At 71.1% G+C, this 16,965-nt stretch carries 19 protein-coding genes; 10 read left to right on the top strand and 9 right to left on the bottom strand.

The features are described 5' to 3' along the window. The first annotated feature begins 228 nt into the window (after positions 1 to 228). The gene (locus tag ACZ53K_RS28350; RefSeq protein ID WP_468841798.1) at positions 229 to 654 is read left to right on the top strand and encodes a cold-shock protein; all 426 of its coding nucleotides are present in this window, start codon (positions 229 to 231) and stop codon (positions 652 to 654) included. Between the two features lie 390 nt (positions 655 to 1,044). Here ACZ53K_RS28350 and ACZ53K_RS28345 read toward each other — a convergent pair whose 3' ends face one another. Both ACZ53K_RS28345 and yczE read right to left on the bottom strand, forming a co-directional pair. Further along, entirely contained in the window at positions 1,045 to 2,016 is a 972-nt protein-coding gene (locus ACZ53K_RS28345) for an NADP-dependent oxidoreductase (RefSeq protein WP_468841796.1), read from the bottom strand. A gap of 112 nt (positions 2,017 to 2,128) precedes the next feature. After that, complete coding sequence (yczE, locus tag ACZ53K_RS28340) at positions 2,129 to 2,740, bottom strand: membrane protein YczE (protein WP_468841794.1); 612 nt, start codon at positions 2,738 to 2,740, stop codon at positions 2,129 to 2,131. A gap of 260 nt (positions 2,741 to 3,000) precedes the next feature. Between yczE and yczR the strand changes: the two genes are divergently transcribed. The 6 genes from yczR to ACZ53K_RS28310 all read left to right on the top strand — a co-directional run bounded on the left by yczR (position 3,001) and on the right by ACZ53K_RS28310 (position 7,964). Beyond that, the gene (gene yczR, locus ACZ53K_RS28335) at positions 3,001 to 4,488 is read left to right on the top strand and encodes a MocR-like transcription factor YczR (protein ID WP_468841792.1); all 1,488 of its coding nucleotides are present in this window, start codon (positions 3,001 to 3,003) and stop codon (positions 4,486 to 4,488) included. Between the two features lie 218 nt (positions 4,489 to 4,706). Further along, a complete protein-coding gene (locus ACZ53K_RS28330; protein WP_468841790.1) occupies positions 4,707 to 5,114 on the top strand; it encodes a RidA family protein in 408 nt (135 codons plus the stop codon). 198 nt (positions 5,115 to 5,312) lie between these two features. Then, a complete protein-coding gene (locus ACZ53K_RS28325) occupies positions 5,313 to 5,801 on the top strand; it encodes a hypothetical protein (RefSeq protein WP_468841788.1) in 489 nt (162 codons plus the stop codon). Continuing rightward, entirely contained in the window at positions 5,798 to 6,199 is a 402-nt protein-coding gene (locus tag ACZ53K_RS28320) for a transcriptional regulator (RefSeq protein WP_468841785.1), read from the top strand. Before ACZ53K_RS28325 ends, ACZ53K_RS28320 begins: the two co-directional genes overlap by 4 nt. A 38-nt stretch (positions 6,200 to 6,237) precedes the next feature. Continuing rightward, positions 6,238 to 7,095, top strand: a complete 858-nt coding sequence (locus tag ACZ53K_RS28315) for an ABC transporter ATP-binding protein (protein ID WP_468841852.1) — start codon at positions 6,238 to 6,240, stop codon at positions 7,093 to 7,095. Next, on the top strand, positions 7,092 to 7,964 hold the full coding sequence (locus tag ACZ53K_RS28310) for an ABC transporter permease (protein WP_468841783.1): 873 nt from the start codon (positions 7,092 to 7,094) through the stop codon (positions 7,962 to 7,964). The genes ACZ53K_RS28315 and ACZ53K_RS28310 overlap by 4 nt, the downstream gene beginning before the upstream one ends. Positions 7,965 to 7,995: 31 nt before the next feature. Here ACZ53K_RS28310 and ACZ53K_RS28305 read toward each other — a convergent pair whose 3' ends face one another. Beyond that, entirely contained in the window at positions 7,996 to 8,367 is a 372-nt protein-coding gene (locus ACZ53K_RS28305) for a hypothetical protein (protein WP_468841781.1), read from the bottom strand. A gap of 243 nt (positions 8,368 to 8,610) precedes the next feature. On the opposite strand from ACZ53K_RS28305, the gene ACZ53K_RS28300 reads away from it, so the two are divergent. Then, complete coding sequence (locus ACZ53K_RS28300) at positions 8,611 to 9,060, top strand: nitroreductase family deazaflavin-dependent oxidoreductase (RefSeq protein ID WP_468841779.1); 450 nt, start codon at positions 8,611 to 8,613, stop codon at positions 9,058 to 9,060. Positions 9,061 to 9,450: 390 nt separating this feature from the next. On the opposite strand, the gene ACZ53K_RS28295 is transcribed toward ACZ53K_RS28300, so the two are convergent. Then, entirely contained in the window at positions 9,451 to 9,717 is a 267-nt protein-coding gene (locus tag ACZ53K_RS28295; RefSeq protein WP_468841777.1) for a hypothetical protein, read from the bottom strand. Positions 9,718 to 10,097: 380 nt separating this feature from the next. On the opposite strand from ACZ53K_RS28295, the gene hemC reads away from it, so the two are divergent. Continuing rightward, entirely contained in the window at positions 10,098 to 11,033 is a 936-nt protein-coding gene (hemC, locus tag ACZ53K_RS28290; RefSeq protein ID WP_468841776.1) for a hydroxymethylbilane synthase, read from the top strand. Between the two features lie 133 nt (positions 11,034 to 11,166). Then, entirely contained in the window at positions 11,167 to 11,721 is a 555-nt protein-coding gene (locus tag ACZ53K_RS28285; protein WP_468841774.1) for a hypothetical protein, read from the top strand. 100 nt (positions 11,722 to 11,821) lie between these two features. Here ACZ53K_RS28285 and ACZ53K_RS28280 read toward each other — a convergent pair whose 3' ends face one another. The 5 genes from ACZ53K_RS28280 to ACZ53K_RS28260 all read right to left on the bottom strand — a co-directional run bounded on the left by ACZ53K_RS28280 (position 11,822) and on the right by ACZ53K_RS28260 (position 16,933). Then, positions 11,822 to 13,006 (bottom strand): acyl-CoA dehydrogenase family protein, encoded by a 1,185-nt coding sequence (locus ACZ53K_RS28280; RefSeq protein WP_468841773.1) that lies wholly within the window; start codon positions 13,004 to 13,006, stop codon positions 11,822 to 11,824. Positions 13,007 to 13,088: 82 nt separating this feature from the next. Next, the gene (locus tag ACZ53K_RS28275) at positions 13,089 to 14,054 is read right to left on the bottom strand and encodes a 3-hydroxyacyl-CoA dehydrogenase NAD-binding domain-containing protein (protein WP_468841772.1); all 966 of its coding nucleotides are present in this window, start codon (positions 14,052 to 14,054) and stop codon (positions 13,089 to 13,091) included. A 10-nt stretch (positions 14,055 to 14,064) separates the two neighbouring features. Further along, entirely contained in the window at positions 14,065 to 14,805 is a 741-nt protein-coding gene (locus ACZ53K_RS28270) for an acetoacetate decarboxylase (protein WP_468841771.1), read from the bottom strand. Continuing rightward, a complete protein-coding gene (locus ACZ53K_RS28265) occupies positions 14,802 to 15,626 on the bottom strand; it encodes a crotonase/enoyl-CoA hydratase family protein (protein WP_468841769.1) in 825 nt (274 codons plus the stop codon). The genes ACZ53K_RS28270 and ACZ53K_RS28265 overlap by 4 nt, the downstream gene beginning before the upstream one ends. Next, the gene (locus ACZ53K_RS28260) at positions 15,623 to 16,933 is read right to left on the bottom strand and encodes a CaiB/BaiF CoA transferase family protein (RefSeq protein WP_468841767.1); all 1,311 of its coding nucleotides are present in this window, start codon (positions 16,931 to 16,933) and stop codon (positions 15,623 to 15,625) included. Before ACZ53K_RS28260 ends, ACZ53K_RS28265 begins: the two co-directional genes overlap by 4 nt. Positions 16,934 to 16,965 lie beyond the last annotated feature (32 nt).

The raw sequence follows: 16,965 nt of genomic DNA, 5'->3' as shown, positions 1-16,965 counted from the left end.
GTCTCCCCGCGGAGCGCCCGCGTGCGCCGGTGCCGCGCGGGGGCGGGCACCGGGCTGGACGTTCCGCCGCCGCTCGGCAATAGTATGGGCGGGACATCCACCGAATCGTCTCCGCCTTCGGCGAAAACCTCTGCCGGCACAGCCGGCGGGAACGGTGAGCCGCCGGGACGACGGCGACGGGGTGCGGAATTTGCGGGCAGTTGTGGAATTGGGGTCTGGGGCACAGTGATGGTTTCGGGCAAGGTCATTCGGTTCGACGAGGTACGCGGCTATGGATTCGTCGTCCCGGACGACGGCGGAGAAGACGTCTTCGTGCATGTGAACGACCTGGAATTCGACAAGGGGCTGATGGCCCCCGGCGTCAAGGTTGAATTCGTGGTCGACGAGGGAGACCGGGGCCCCAAGGCGTCCGAAGTGCGTTTCCTGGAAGGCGCCCCCGGCCGCTCCGGCGGTGCGCACCGCGCCCAGGGCGCGGCGCACGACGGCAATTTCGAGGACGGTGTCCTGTGCGACACCCTCTCCGCCCAGGAGTTCCTCGACGAGGTGACGGAACTGCTGGTCACCGGCGTGCCGAGCATGACCGGCGAGCAGATCCTGCAGGCCCGCCAGCGTCTGCTGAAGCAGGCCCAGTCCCACGAATGGGTCGACGCGTAGGAAGGTCCCGGCCCAGGGCCCGGATCGTCATGCCGCACCGTTCGCGAGCCATCGGCTCAGCCCCCTCCGCGTCCTCCGCCATTCCGCCCGCACGGCGGACAGCGGAGAGCCGGTGAGGCGGACATCGCGGCCCGCGGGGCACCGGTGTGCCGTATCGACGGCGATTGGTGACAACCGTGACGGACGGACACCGGCGGCACATCGCATGCCGGTACGACCGCCGCGCCGGGCAATTGCCGGTGTGTTCCCGTACATCCTTTGCTGATGCGCCGCGCCTGGCCCCCGGCGGGCCAACGCAGCAGTTTTCCGCAGCACGGCCGGGAGTTTCCTCGGAAACCCGGCCGTGGAATGCTGCACATCACCCGTTCGGGCCGGTGGCGACGAGTGGCCTCAGGGCGCCACGCGCAACACCAGCTTGCCGCGCGTACGGCCCTCCTCGCCCCGGCGGTGGGCCTCGGCGGCTTCGGCCAGCGGCAGTACGTCCTCGACCTCCACCGACACCGCCCCCTCGTCGATGAGAGCGCCGATACGGGCGAGCGCCGCGCCGTCCGGCTCCACCAGGAAGCCGCTCGCCCGCACCCCCTGGGCACGCGCCGCCTCCGTCAGCTCGGGCGAGGCCCCGGAGGGAACAGCGAGGAGCGTGCCGCCGGACCGCAGCGTACGCAGCGAACGGGTGCTGGTCGCGTCGTGCTCGTCCCCCACGAGGTCGATGACGACATCGGCGTCGCGCACCACCCCCTCGAAGCGGTCCTTGGTGTAATCGACCAGCTCGTCCGCCCCGAGAGACCGCAGCCAGTCGTGCTTGGCCGTCCGCGCCGTACCGATGACGTGCGCGCCCAGGTGCTTGGCGAACTGCACCGCGAAGTGGCCGACGCCACCCGCCGCCGCGTGGATCAGCACCCGCTGACCCGCCTTGACGTGCGCCGCGTCCACCAGGCACTGCCAGGCGGTGAGCGCGGCCAGCGGCACGGCCGCCGCGTGGTCGTGGTCGAGCGTGGCGGGCTTGCGGGCGAAGTGCCGGGAGGGCGCGGTGACGTACTCGCCGTACGCGCCGGCCTGCCGGGGGAACCACGGCATCCCGTACACCTCGTCACCCACCTCGACCGTGTGCACGCCGAAGCCGACCTCCTCCACGACCCCGCTGACGTCCCAGCCCACGGTGAACGGCGGGTTCCCGAGGACGCCGGCCATTCCGCCGCCCTGACGGGTCTTCCAGTCGACCGGGTTCACCCCGGCGGAGCGCACCCGTACGAGCACCTCGGTGGGCAGCGGCGCCGGCCTGGGCGCCTGTGTCAGGTGCAGTAGGTCGGGGCCGCCGACGGAGTTCTGGGTGATGGTGTGCATGGTCGGTTCGCTGCTCATACCGCTTCTCCTGAGGGGGCCGGGCCGTGCGGGCCGGTCCGGGTCGGTGATCATCGACGTACGGAAAGTACCGGAGTAGCCGCGAACGGGCGCCCGCACACCTCTGCGGCCGTCAGCCCCGTCCTCCGGTCCCGCTCCGGTAGGCGAACCGAGGCAGGAAAAACTGCGTGACCCGCCCGACCGTGAGGGCGTACAGCACGGTGCCGGCCCCCACACCGCCGCCGAGCAGCCAGCCCACGGCCAGCACGGCGACCTCGATCAGCGTACGAACGGAGCGCAAGGACCGCCCGGTCACGGCCGACATACCGGTCATCAGGCCGTCCCGGGGGCCGGGCCCGTACCGCGCGCCTACGTAGAGGGCGACGGACAGACCGTTCAGGAGAATGCCGCCGACGAGCAGCCCGATCCGCGCGGGAAGCTCCAGATCCTGGGGGAGGAGCCGCAGACCGAGGTCGGACGAGCATGCCAGCACGACGATGTTGGCCCCCGTGCCGAACGTCGGCCGCTGCCGTAGGGGGATCCACAGCAGCAGCACGAGCACGCCCACGACGGCGCTGACCGTGCCGAAGGTGAGTGTGGTGTGGCGCGCCAGCCCCTCGTACAGGACGCTCCAGGGATTGACGCCCAGTGAGGCTCTGATCAGGACCGACAGGCTGAATCCGTACAGGGCCAAACCGGTGAACAGCTGAGGCAGGCGCCTCAGCGGACGCTTGCCGAGAGGCACGTAGGTGAGGAGGAGCGGGGGTGTGCTCGCCCGGGCTCGTTGAGGCGAGTACGTCGAGCGCCGCCTCGCGGGCCGCCGCCGCCCTGCGTGCTCGTCGCCCACCGTATCCGCGTGTCCGTGCCGCATGTTCCGGCCGCCTCCATCCTCTTGTACTTGTCGTGTGCTGGGCCCGTGTGCCGGACCTGCGTGATTTCCAGGCCACCAGGGCGACTCTGTACAGTGATTGGCTGGCACAACATGGCCAATATCGGGGGAGTGGTATGGCAGACATCGGCCTGTCCCAGCCCGTGAACAGGGCAGGGCACCTGGACCGCACACTGGGCAGCAGGCAGTTGGCCGCGCTGCTGCCCGACCCGTCGGGAACCAGACCCGCCTACCGCCACTTGGCGCAGGCGATCAGCGAGCTGATCCTGGACGGGCGCATCGCGCTGCACGTCCGGCTCCCCGCCGAACGCGAACTCGCCACGGCCCTGAACATCAGCCGAGCCACCGTCACCGCCGTCTACGACCTGCTGCGCGAAGGCGGTTACGCGCGCAGCCGCCAGGGCTCCGGCACCTGGACGGCCCTGCCCGAAGGGCGCACCCCCCACGGCGTCACACGGCTCCTCGGCCCCCGGGACACCGCGATCGACCTGGCCAGAGCCGCCCCCGCGCTACCGCACCGAACGCTCGCCGACGCCCTCGCCAGGGTGTCCCCGCAACTGGCCGAACACGTCGACACGCCCGGCTACCACCCGTACGGCCTGCCGGAACTGCGCGCCGCCATCGCCGAACGCTTCACCCGCCGGGGCCTGGCCACCGTGCCCGAACAGATCCTCGTCACCTCCGGAGCCCAGCACGCACTCACGCTGGTCCTGGGCCTGCTGAGCCGCCCCGGCGACCGGGTCATGATCGAGAACCCGTCCTACCCGAACGCCCTGGAGGCCCTGCGGCGCGCCCGGCTGCGCACCGTGCCCGTCCCCGTGACCGACACCGGCTGGGACGCCGAAATCGTCGAATCGTCCCTGCGCCAGTCCGTGCCGCAACTGGCCTACCTGATCCCCGACTTCCACAACCCGACCGGCTGCCTCATGTCCGTGGAGCAGCGCGCCCGTATCCTGCGCGCCGCGCAGCGCTCCGGCACCTGGCTGGTCGTCGACGAGACCCTGACCGACCTCGCCCTCGACGTGCCCGCCCCGCCGCCCTTCGCCGCCGTCGCCGCACCGGGCGGGACCGGCCAGGTCGTCACCACCGGGTCGATGAGCAAGACCCACTGGGCGGGCCTGCGCATCGGCTGGCTGCGCGCCCCCGCCCGACTCGTCACCGAACTCGCCGGTCAGCGGGTCGCCACCGACATGGGCGGCTCGGTCCTGGACCAACTCGTGGCCCTGGACCTGCTGGACCGCTCCGAGGAACTGCTGCCGGCGCACCTGGAACGGCTGCGCACCCAGCGCGCCGCCCTCACCACCGCCCTGATCGAGCACCTTCCGCACTGGAGCTGGCAACTGCCGCCCGGCGGCCTGTCCCTCTGGGTCGACCTCGGCGAGCCCGTCGCCGCGGCACTGGCCGAACGCGCACTGGACTACGGGGTACGGATCGAAGGCGGCGCCTACTTCGCCACCGACCCGGGCGTCTTCGAACAACGCCTCCGCATCCCCTACACCACCCCTCCCGGCACACTCCGCGAGGCCGTGCACCGCATGGCCGCTGCACTCGCGGACGGCCTCACGCCCTCGTCCACCACCCGCCGACCGCACTGGATCGCCTGAGCCGATTCCCGGCTCCCCTGATTCACCACTTCCGGCCTGTCGGACGGGCCGTTGAACTGCTGGGTCACCTTCAGGTTCCCCAGTCACCGAAAAGTGCGTTCTTCCACGTCAGCGGCGACTCTCTTACGGTTCCCGAGTAACCACGAGAGGCCGGGGCGGACTTGGCCCGGAGGAAGAGGGCCCGTGCGGGCCCTCCCGTTGAGGAAGCGGACAGCACCATGGCCATCACCCTGATGAACCCCGACGGACTGCCGAAGATCGACGTCTACCGGCAGGTATCGGTCGCGACCGGATCGAAACTGGTCTTCGTCGCCGGACAGGTCGCCTGGGACGCCGAGGGAACCACGGTCGGCGACGGGGACCTCGCAGCCCAGGTCGAGCACTGCTACGTCAACGTCGGCACCGCCCTGGCCGCGGCGGGTGGTTCCTTCGACGACGTGGCGAAACTGACCGTCCACGTCGTCGACTGGACCCCCGACAAGATGCCCCTCCTCCTGGAGGGAATCGCGCGGGCAGCCGCCAAGCTGGGCACCACTCCGGCGGCGCCGGCCACGCTGCTGGGGGTGGCGGCACTGGACGTACCCGAGCATCTGGTCGAAATCGAGGCCACCGCGGTCATCGACTGACGAGCCCGGTCGAACGGCCCAAGCCGAGCGGCCCCGCGCGCCCCCTCGCGCCCCGGGCTCACGCCGTCACTCTCCCGCACCGCTCTTCTCGACTTGCCCAACAGGAAAGTCTGCGCTAACTTTCCTAGTGGGAAAGCTGGCGGTCGGGGAGTCGGCCGCGGGCCATGTGGCACGTCAAGGTCATAGGGGGCGATGTGCATGAGCACACCGGTGGATGCCGACCGGGCATGGGCGGACCTGCAAAGGATCCGCGTCCCGCAGGAGCGGGTCTACGACGAAATGGAGCGTTGCTCCGCGACGGGGCGGCGGTCATACCTGCCGATCGCGGCGGTCATGTGGGTATATCTGGCCGTCAGCGGGCTCGATCTGCCCAAGTGGTGCCTCTGGGCGGCGTTGGCGGCGTATGTGGTGGTGCTGGGCGCCATGGGGGTGCGAGCGAACCGCAAGTCGCGGGTGCGGCTGCACCGCTCGCGCTACACCTGGAGGGTGTTCGCGGTGTTCATCGCGGCCGCCACCCTGGGCGGGGCGAGCATCGCAGTCACCGGCCGTCTGATCGAGTGGATTCAACTCCCGTACGGCAGCCTGGTGCAGGCCACCATATGCGCAGGTCTCTTCCTGCTCGTCACCGCGCCCGCCAACCGGTGGGCCTTCGCCCCGATGCGCAGCTATGACGGGAGCCGTCGATGAGCACCCCCGCCGGATTCGACGAACTGATCCACCCCTCCACCCGGCTTTCGGTGGTCGCGCTGCTCGCCGCCACCGAATGGGCCGACTTCCCGTTCATCCGGGACAGCCTCTCGCTCAGCGACTCGGCGCTCTCCAAACAGCTGCACACGCTGGAGGAGGCCTGTTATCTGGAGATCCAGAAGGAGGGTGGCGGACGCAAGCGCCGTACGAAGGTCCGGCTGACCGACCGGGGCCGGACCGCTTTCGAGGGGCACGTGGCGGCGCTGCGCGCCATCGTCGAAGGTGCCGCCACCGGCCCGCCTCCCGAAAGCGCCGCGACGCCCACGCCCGATGCCGCCGGCGCCGCGCGTACGGACTCGGCCCGGACGCGGCAGACGCGGACGGAGGCCCGCCGGTGAGCGCGCCCGAGCCCGTGGTGCGGGTCCGCGACCTGCGCATGACCTACGGCTCCAGGGATGTGCTGCAAGGCGTCGACCTGGACATCCACCGCGGCGAGATCTTCGCCCTGCTCGGCCCGAACGGCGCCGGGAAGACCACCACCGTCGAGATACTCGAAGGCTTCCGCCGACGCTCGTCCGGTGACGTACAGGTACTGGGCACGGACCCGGTGCGCGGTGACGATGTCTGGCGCGGGCGGCTCGGCCTCGTCCTGCAGTCCTGGCGCGACCACGCCAAATGGCGGGTGGGCGAGCTGCTGGGCCACTTCGCCGAGTACTACCCCGCCCCGCGCGACCCGGTACGGCTGCTGGAACTCGTCGGCCTGACCGCGCAGACGGACCAGCAGGTGGGCCGGCTCTCCGGCGGCCAACGCCGCCGCCTCGACGTGGCCCTCGGCATCGTCGGCCGCCCCGAACTGCTCTTCCTCGACGAGCCCACCACGGGCTTCGACCCGGAGGCGCGGTACGACTTCCACGTACTGGTTGAGAAACTCGCCCGCGACGAGGGTGTCACCGTCCTGCTCACCACCCACGACCTCAACGAGGCCGAGCGCCTCGCCGACCGTATCGCCGTGCTGGTCAACGGGCGCATACGGGTCTGTGGCAGCCCGGCCGAACTGGCCCGGCAGGCCGCGGCCCGTGCCGAGGTGCGCTGGACGGCCGAGGACGGGACGCCGCGAAGGGAACGGCCCGACGATCCCTCCCGGCTGGTGTGGGAACTGCATCGCGACACCGGGGGACCGATAGCCGACCTGGAGGTGCGCCGCCCGACGCTGGAGGACACCTACCTGCACATGGTGAACGCCGAGAACCACAACCCGGGCGACTCCGGGGACCGAGAGGACAGTGCCGCATGAGGGGGACGGGACCGCAGCGCATCCTGCGGGCGGGGGTCCGGCGCGGGGGCATCGAGCTGCGCCAGCTCCTGCGCAGCAAGAAGGAACTGAGCGGCCATCTGGTGAACGTCGTGGTGGCCGTGGTGCTCGCCGTGACCATCAGCGACTCCGTGCCCGGCACGGAACTGCCGATGGGCCATCTGATGGTCGCCGGGTTCGCCGCCTACCTGCTCTTCCAGCTCGGTGTGCTGAACATCCCGCAGATGCTCGTCACAGAACGCGAAGAAGGCGCGCTGCTGCGCCTGCGGGCGACTCCGGGCGGCATACCGGCCTACCTCGTGGCCAAGGCGCTGCTGATCCTCGGCATGGCCGTCGGCACCCTCGTCCTCCTGCTCACGGCATCCGCGGTGCTGGCCGACGGTCCGCTGCCGACCGGTCCGGCAGAGTGGTTCACGCTGATCTGGGTCGCCGGTCTCGGTCTGCTCGCGGTCGTACCGCTCGGCGCGGCCATAGGCGCCGTCCTGCCCAACCCGCGTGAGGCGCTCGCAATGATCATGCTGCCGTCCATGGCGCTGCTCGTGATCTCGGGGACGATGTTCCCGGTGACCCGGCTGCCCTGGATCGTGCAGCAGATAGCCTCGTTCTTCCCGCTCAAATGGATGGCACAGGGCCTGCGGTCGGCGCTGCTGCCGGACAGCGCGCTCGCCGCGGAGGCATCGGGCTCCTGGCAGCTGCCCACGGTCGCGCTGGTGCTCACCGCCTGGGCCGTCTTCGGCTTCCTCCTCGCCGTACCGCTGCTGCGCCGGACGACCCGCCGCGAATCCGGCTCCCGGCTGGCGGGCCGCCAGCGCAAGGCGGCCATGGGAGGAGCGGGGGCTCCGGCGCGGTAGCAGGGCCCACGCCGGACCCGGGGGAGCAGCGTTACCGGTCGAACTCTGCCTCCGGGCACCGTGTCCACGGCAGCGCCTCTCGCCACCCGGGGCGATCGGCGGCCCAGGAGGCCAGCACGGACGCGACGATCTCGTGGCCGCGTTCGGCGAACGGGCCGAGTACCTGGGCCCGGAAGTGCTGTCCGGGCCCGCCGTCCCGGTACTCCACCTGACAGCTCATGTCGTCGTTGAGATGGACCTGCATGTAGTACTGGCCGGCTTCCGCTGCGTCGGACAGCCGCTCCACGATCACGAACCGGTACCGCAGGTTCATCTCGCTCAGCAGATCGAACAGCTCTTCCTCGGAAGGGGCATCGAAGGTCTGCCCGTCCCACGTCTTCGCCCGTATCACCGGTATCGCCATACGCGTCACCCTAACGGCGCCACCGCCACCGATCACCGTCACCGTCGGCCGTCGGCACCGGCCGTCCATCACCCGGACGTACGCCTGTCACCAGGCACGACACCCGGCGGGATGATTGCGGACGCCCCGTGTGTTGAGGAAGGGTCAGGACGGTTGCGGGCGGCCGGTGGGCCGTCGGCGGACCGTACGACACGACGCCCGCACGGGCGGACGACGATGTGACGAGACGATGGGACGGATGCCATGCCACTTGAGGGCGAGTACGAGCCGAGCCCGGAGAAGTGGGTACGTGACCAGGTCGAGCTGTACGAGAGCAGCGGCGGCACCAAAGGGACGACGATGCGCGGCCTGCCCGTCGTCATCCTGACGACCCGGGGCGCCAAGTCCGGCAAGATCCGCAAATCCCCGCTGATGCGGGTGGAACACGAGGGCACCTACGCCGTGGTCGCCTCCCTGGGCGGCGCTCCCAAGCACCCCGTCTGGTACCACAACGTCGTGGCGGACCCCCGTGTGGAGCTGCAGGACGGCCCCGTACGCGCGGACCTGGTGGCCCGTGAGGTGACGGGCGAGGAAAAGGCTCTGTGGTGGGAGCGTGCGGTCGAGGCGTACTCCGATTACGCCGATTACCAGAAGAAGACCGACCGCGAGATCCCCGTCTTCGTCCTGGAGCCCCCGCAGCAGAGCCACAGCTGACAGCGAGCCACGGCTGAACGCGATCCACAGCTGGCAGCGGGCGCACAGCCGACAGCGGGCACACAGTCAACAGTGGGCGCACAGTCGGCGACGGCCGGCGCAGCAGAGCGGCCCCGCTGCCGGGAGTTTCCGGCAGCGGGGCCGCTCTGTCCACGTTCCGTCATCCGCCACGGAGTGCCGGGACCGGGACCGTGGGGCAGGCTTGGTGCGCGACAGCGACCGCCGTCGTGATGCCCGGTGACGGGCACCCGAACGCGTGCGTGAAGGGGAGGGTGGCGGCCGGTGCCACGAGGGCCGTCGGCGTACGTCCGGACGGTGCCTGCGCGCCCCCGCGCCGCGGAACGGACGCGGGGCGCAGCCGTCGGCGTGCCGACGCGAGCAGGGTCCGGGTCAGCGCCAGACGGCCTGGAAGTAGCGGCCGTAGTCGAACTCTCCGGCCGTCCTGCTGTGGGCGTAGGCAGCACCGGTCGAGGTGACGCCCGAGGGACCGCCGACGTTGTGGTGGCGGTATCCGCCGAGCGTGTTCTCCGACGCGAAGGCGCCGGAGCCGTACGCGCCGCCCGCGGCGCCACCGCCCGTGTCGGCGGCAGCGGGCCCGGCAGCCAGGAAACCGGCCGCCGTGACACCGGCGAGGGTGATCGCGACGTTACGAAGCATGTGACTCTCCTGAAGATGAGGTGGGTGGACCTGACGAGATGACCTTGACCCAGCCCTCGCCGGTCCGCACGCCGGGATGGGCGAACGGGGTGACGGCGCCCGCACGGCCCGCTCGCCCACGGCTCTGTCACTGGCCGTCAGCATCACGCCCCGACGCAGTCCCGATGCAGCCCCGACGCAGGATGTGCCTGCGTACCGGCCGCACCACGGGACACCGCCGTGCCTCACCTCCGCCGCCTCCTGACGAAGCGCCAGTAATGTGACGGACGCACCACGGCAGGGCCCGGCTCGGCGCCTCGTGCCCGCCCCGCCCGCAACCGGCCCCGTGTCCAAGTGACCGAAGGGACGGAGCATCAGCCCGACGCCCTATGGTGTACGCCATGTCCGCCCCTGAACTGATCCGTATCGTCTCGCGTTCCTCTCCCATGGCCCTCGCCCAGGTGGACCGCGTACGGGCCGAGCTGGCCGCCCTGCACCCGGGAGTCCGAACGGAGGTCGTGCCGGTCACGACGTCCGGTGACCGCTGGATGGGTGACCTGTCCGTACTCGGCGGGAAGGGCGCCTTCACCAAGGAGGTGGACGCCGCGCTGCTGGCCGGTGAGGCGGACCTGGCCGTGCACTGCGTCAAGGACGTCCCGGCCGACCGCCCGTTGCCCGCCGGCACCACCTTCGCGGCCTTCCTCGCCCGCGACGACATCCGCGACGCCCTCATCCACCCCGGTGGCCGCACCCTCGACGAGCTGCCCGACGGCACGCGCATCGGCACGTCCTCCGTACGCCGTATCGCGCAGCTGGCCGCCTCGCATCCGCATCTGGAATGCGTACCGATGCGCGGGAACGCCAACCGCCGCCTGGAGAAGCTGCACGCGGGCGACGCCGACGCGCTGTTGCTGGCCGTGTCCGGGCTGGAGCGCATCGGCCGCCGCGACGTCATCACCGAGATCCTGCCGGCCGAGACGATGTGCCCGCCCATCGGCGCCGGGATCCTGGCCCTCCAGTGCCGTGCGGACGACACCGGCACCATCGATGCGGTCAGCGCGCTCGGCGACCGCGACGCCTTCCGGGAGGCGACCGCCGAACGGATGTTCCTGCATGTGCTGCAGGGCCACTGCAACTCGCCGATCGCCGGGTACGCGAAGACCGAGCGCAACGGCGAGCTGTCGCTGCGGGCCTGCGTCTTCACCCCGGACGGCAAGACCGTGCTCAACGCCCACGAGTGGGCCGGACCGCTCGACCCGGCCACTCTGGGCACGTCCGTCGCCGTCGCACTGCTGCGCCAAGGCGCGCGCGACCTCATCGACTCCATCGCGCACTGACGCACCGATCGGCGTACCGGACGCGGCAGGCCCGTCCGTAACTCCAATGGGTCTGCTTTTGGCGGATCGGGTCATGTATGGGACCGGCCGAACCTACGGTGCCGTTGTACGCACTCGGCACGGGAGGATCGCCATGACCCACTCCATCGACCTGGAAGAACTGGCCTTTGTCGCGGCCGTCATGGAACGGGCGCACCGGCTGCTCGACGCCGAGGAGAAAAAGCTTCCGCCACGCTCGGCGGAGAGCGGCGAAGGGCCCGGCAGCCCCCACCAGACGCTCCTCGGTGCCTGCGAGCTGACGCGCGGGACCAACGACGCGGTGCGGCGGATCGCCCTGGCGATGGGCTATGCCTGCGCCGGTCTGCACAGCCACGCGCTGCGGGCGGCGGACAGCGCGCATGTCGCGCCGCGCAGTGTGCCGGGCGGCACCGACCGCATGGCCAGGCCGCTCAGCTCGGGCACCATCGAGGCGCTGAAGCTGGTACGGCAGGTGTCCGACTTCTTCGGGGAGGGGCTGCGCGAGCACATCGACCGGTCGCTCGCCGCGCCCGAGGCGACGTGGCCGCCCGTGGACTGGAAGCAGTACGACGAGGACCGCATGAAATCCGCCGCTTCCGTCGCCTCCGCTTCCGCCTCCGTGCCGCACACCGCATCCGCTCTTTCCCCGGCGGCACCGCCCGAGGCGTAACCGACACCGCCCCCGCGCGGCGAAAGCGGCGCGGGAGCGGTGCGGAAGCGGTGTGGGAGGGTGCGGAGCCCAACGTCTGCGCGCAGGTCTGCGGTACGGCCTACGCGAAGGCGCTGTGGCCGGTGATGGACTTGCCGACGATGAGGGTGTTCATCTCGCGGGAGCCCTCGAAGGAGTACACCGCCTCCGCGTCGGCGAAGAACTTCGCGATCTCGTAGTCGAGGACGATGCCGTTGCCGCCGAACAGCTCACGGGCCCAGGCGACGCATTCGCGCATCCGGGTCGTGGTGAACGCCTTGGCCAGCGCGGCCTGTTCGGCACCGGCCCGGCCGGCGGCGGTGAGCTGGTTGAGGCGTACGACCATGCCGAACATGGCGGTGACATTGCCGAGGATCTTCACCAGCAGGTCCTGGATCATCTGGAAGGCACCGATCGGCTTGCCGAACTGCACGCGTTCGACGGCGTACTCACGGGCGAGTTCGTAGGCGCGTACGGCCACGCCCAGCGCCTGCCAGGCCACTCCACCGCGGGTGCGTGCCAGAACGGCGGCGGTGTCGCGGAAGCTGTTGATCCGCTGGAGGCGGTTGGCCTCGGGGATGCGGACCTCGTCCAGCGTGATGTCCGCGTTCTGCACGGTCCGCAGCGCGATCTTGCCCTCGATCTTCGTGGCGGTGAAGCCGGGGGTGCCCTTCTCCACCACGAAGCCCTTGACGTTGTTGTCGGCGGTGTCGCGCGCCCAGACCACGACCACATCGGCGAAGGTGCCGTTGCCGATCCACCGCTTGGCGCCGTTGAGCACCCAGGTGTCGCCGTCGCGCCGGGCCGTGGTGCGCATCCCGCCGGCGACGTCCGAGCCGCCTTCCGGCTCGGTCAGGGCGAAGGCGCCGATGGTCCGCATCGCGGCCATGTCCGGCAGCCAGCGGTCGCGCTGCTCCTGGTCGCCACCGCCGTGGATGCTGCCCATCGCCAGGCCGTTGTGCACGCCGGCGAAGACCGCGAGGGACGGGTCGACACGGTTGAGTTCCAGGTTCAGGAAGCCGGAGAACAGCTCACTGCGCGGCCGGCCGTCACCGTATTCGGGGTAGTTGTAGCCGGCCAGGCCCAGCTTGGCGATCTTGTCGACCGCCTCGAAGGGGAACTCCGCCCGGTCCCAGGCGTCGTTGGCCAGCGGCTTGATCTCGGTTTCCAGGTAGTCGCGTACGGCGGCGAGTTCGGCGCGCTCGCTGTCGTCGAGGAGTTCGGCGAAGCCGAAGAAGTCGGGGGTGGGGTTGGCGGGCTTGGGCATGGTGTGCTCCTGGCTGTACTGATTGTCGCTGTGGTGCGTGCGCGCGTGTGTGTGCGGGCCGGTTACGGGGCGGGCCCGGGGCTCAGACCTGGTCGGCCCGGCTGAGCACGTCGTTGAGGGCGAGCTGCTTGCGGTCGCGCAGCGCGGCGCGTTCGCGGTAGGCGCCGGGGCCTCGGCCGTACGCGGCTTCGGTCTGGGAGACGACCGTGGCGGTGGCGGCGGCGTCCAGTTCCGGGTGGCCGAGACGCTGCCAGCCCTCGACGAGACCCGGGCCGAGGTGTTCCATCATGTGCCGGATGCCGCCGGGGCCGCCGCCCAGGTGGAAGCTCTCGAACGGGCCGACGGTGGCGTACCGGCCGCCCAGCGACGCCTTCATCACGGTGTCCACCTCGCCGGCGTCGAGCACGCCGCTGAGCACGAGGTGCATCGCCTCCTGGAGGACGGCGCCCTGCAGCCGGTTGGCCGCGAAGCCGGGCAGCTCCTTGCGCAGCCGTACCGGGGACTTGCCCAACGCCCGGTAGAAGTCGGTGACGGCCTCGACGGCTTCCTCGGAGGTGCGTTCGCCGGGCACGATCTCCACGAGGGGGAGCAGGTGCGGCGGGTTGAAGGGGTGCGCGACCAGCAGCCGTGCGGCGGTCCCGTCGGGCAGCGGCTCGGCGATGGCGGTGGCGACGATGCCGGAGCTGGACGTGGCCAGCACGGCCCCGGCGGGGGCGTACCGCGCGATGTCGGCGAACAGCCGCTGCTTGAACTCCAGGTTCTCCGGGCCGTTCTCCTGTACGAGGTCCGCGTCGGCGACGGCTCCGGCCAGGTCGTGCGTCGTACGGATACGGCCGCGCAGTTCCCCGGCATCGGCGCCGGGCAGTCCTTCGGCGAGCAGCGGCAGCGCCTCGGCCACGGCTTCGTCCAGGTCCTCGCGCGGATCGGTGACGGTCACGCGCAGGCCGTGCGCGGCGAACAGGGCGGCCCAGGAGAGGCCGATGGTGCCTGCACCGACGAGGGCCACGGTGCGGATGGGGGAGGTGCTGTGGTGGTGGGTGGGGGACATGTGGTGCTCCTCAGACGCGAGCCAGGTAGTCGTGGACGGGTACGGCGCCGGCCAGCGTGAGGTCGGTGACGAGGTGACTGGCCGAGACGATCTCCCGTACCGGCAGGTCGGCGAGCGGGGCCAGCACGTGTTCGAACAGCTGCAGCCGGGCGGGGCCGGTGTACGCCTCCTTGACCACCAGGTCGGTGATCTCCGTACGGACCAGTTCGCAGACGCGCGGCTCGCCGTCGTAGCCCGGCACGATCTTGAGCATGTAGGTGGGTACGGTGATCTGCTCACGGGCAGCTTCGAGGTCCAGCGGGCGGTGCTTGTAGCCCATCGTCGCGGTGGCCACCCGTACGCTCCCGTAGTCCAGCGTCCCCACCAGCGCCGCGTGGTCGGCGTACAGCGCGGGCGAGCCCATCACCTTCGGGTAGGCGCTCACTTCGCGGCCCGCCGCGGTAGCCGGGAAATTGTCCAGGTACATCGCGTGGAGGTATTCGCCGCGCTCGTCCCCGTATCGGACCGGAATGGCCTGACCGGCCTCGACGTACGGGCCGTAGGCGGTCACATCGCCCATCTTCATGACCTCGAACCGCACCAGCGGCTCGTCGAAGCGCAAGGGCTCCGGTACGACCGCGCGCAGCGCCTCGGCGTCGGTGCGGTAGACGATGTTGAGGTACTCGCGGTCGGTGAACCGGGCCGCGGCGGGTGCGTAGGCCGGGGCGGTGAGCGGCGTGGCCAGGCTGGCGAGGATCTGTTCGCGGTTCATCGCGCGCTCCAGCGGGGCGCCCGCTTCTCGCCGAAGGCGCGTACCCCTTCGGCGAAGTCCTCGGAACGGACCAGCCTTCCGATCGCCTCGGCCTGCGCGGCGAAGGCGTCGGGCTCCGGTACGCCGTCCGCGCGACGGACGACCTCCTTCACGGCGGCCAGCGCCAGTGGCGCGTTGCGCGCGACCTCCACGGCGAGTTCGAGAGCGGTGGCCAGGGCCCGGCCGTCGTCGGTGATCTGGTTGACGATGCCGAGTGCGTGGGCGCGTTCGGCGGTGACGGTCCGGCCGGTCAGCAGCAGCTCCATCGCCAGGTGGTACGGGATGCGCCGGGGCAGCCGCAGCACGCCGCCGCCTCCGGCGATCAGGCCGCGCTTGACCTCGGGGAGCGCGAAGCGCGCGCCGTCCGCCGCGATCACCAGGTCGCAGGCGAGGGCCAGTTCGAAGCCACCGCCCATGGCGAAGCCTTCGACCGCCGCGATCAGCGGTTTGGTGGTGCGGGCTTCGACGAGCCCGGCGAATCCCTTGCCGGGTACGGTGACGCGCTCGCCGCGGGCCGCCGCCTTCAGGTCCATCCCGGCGCTGAAAGTGCCGTCCGCACCGGTGAGGACACCTACCCGCAGGGCGGGGTCGGACTCCAGTGTGTCCACGGCGGCGGCGATGCCCTCGGCGACCGCCGCGTCCACGGCGTTACGGGCCCGGGGCCGGTTGATGGTGATGACGAGTGCGCTGCCGGCGTCTTCGTCGCCCGCGCCCAGCGGCTCGTACCGTACCTGGACCGGCTCGTCGCCCGCTGCGGAGCCCGGGGAAACCGGGGTGCTCATCGCTGCTCCTCCTTCTCGGTGGCGTCGGACCGCGCGGACCGGGGCGCCGTCGTGGCGGTGGCGGTGGCGTTCGCGGAGCGGGCCAGTTCGGCGAGGACTTCCTCCGTGTGCTGACCGGGCAGCGGCGCGTGCCGGCGCACCGAGGCGGGCGTGGCGGAGAAGGCCAACGGCACGCCGACCACGCGGTAGGCGCCCTCGCTGGGGTGCTCGGCCACATCCATCAGGTGGCCCCCCTGGACGTACGGGTCATCGGGTGCCTCGTCGAGCCGCAGCACCGGCCCGACCGGGATGCTGTGCTTGGTGCACACCTCCATCCACTCGGCCGTGGTGAGCTGCGGCGTGACCGTCTCCAGCAGTTCGGCCAGCGCTTCCCCGTCGCGTACGGAATCGATGAACTCGCCGTTGACGCGCGGGTCCTCGGCCAGGTCGGCCCGGCCGGCGGCCGCGAACAGGTCGCGGAAGTTCTGCGGGCCGTACGGAATGATCATCGCGAGGCCGTCCTTGGTGGGCCGTGCCCGGTGCCCCTTGTTCATGGACAGCGGGAAGCCGGTCGGTCCCATCGGCGGTTCGTAGATGGCCCCTTGCAGGTGCTCGACCAGGTTGAACGCCAGCAGGGTGTCCACCATCGGCACCTCGACGTGCTGTCCCTGTCCGGTCGCCCGCTGGTGGACGAGGGCCGCCAGGGTCGCGTACACGATCGACAGCGCGGCGACCTTGTCGGCGAAGATGCTCGGCAGCACCACCGGGGCGCCCACATCACCCGAGCGCTCCGCCAGGTCCAGCAGCCCGGAGGCCGCCTGGACGGTCTCGTCGTACGCGGCCAGCTGCGCCCGGTCGGAATCGGGGCGGAAACCCTGCGCGTGGGCGTAGATCAGGTGGGGGCGTGCGGCGGCGAGGCTGTCGTAGTCCATGCCCAGCCGGCGTAGTGCGCCGATGCGCATGTTGGTGATGAGGATGTCGGCCGTGCCGATCAGTTCCAGGGCGCGGTCCCGGTCCGCGTCGTCCTTGAGGTTGAGCGTGACGCTGCGCTTGTTGCGGTTGACGTTGAGGTTCAGCGGCGTCATCCCGGGCGTACGGTGCAGGGCGCCGACGCGCACGGTGTCGTTCGGGGACTCGATCTTGATGACGTCGGCGCCGAGGTCGCCGAGGATCTGGGCGGCGTACGGGCCCATCACGACGGTGGCCATGTCGATGACGCGGACCCCGGCGAGCGGACCGGCGGACCGGCCCGCGCTGCCGTTGCCGCTGCCGTCTTCGTCGGCGCCGGGGCGCGCCGCGGTTTCTTCCGTGGGTGTTACGGGTGCCATCACCACTCCAGGTCGAAAAAGCTCCGGGACGA

This window comes from Streptomyces sp. NPDC033221, from assembly GCF_055577005.1.
The sequence above is the reverse complement of the archived record's forward strand: the minus strand, read 5'-3'. Positions and strand labels throughout refer to the sequence as shown.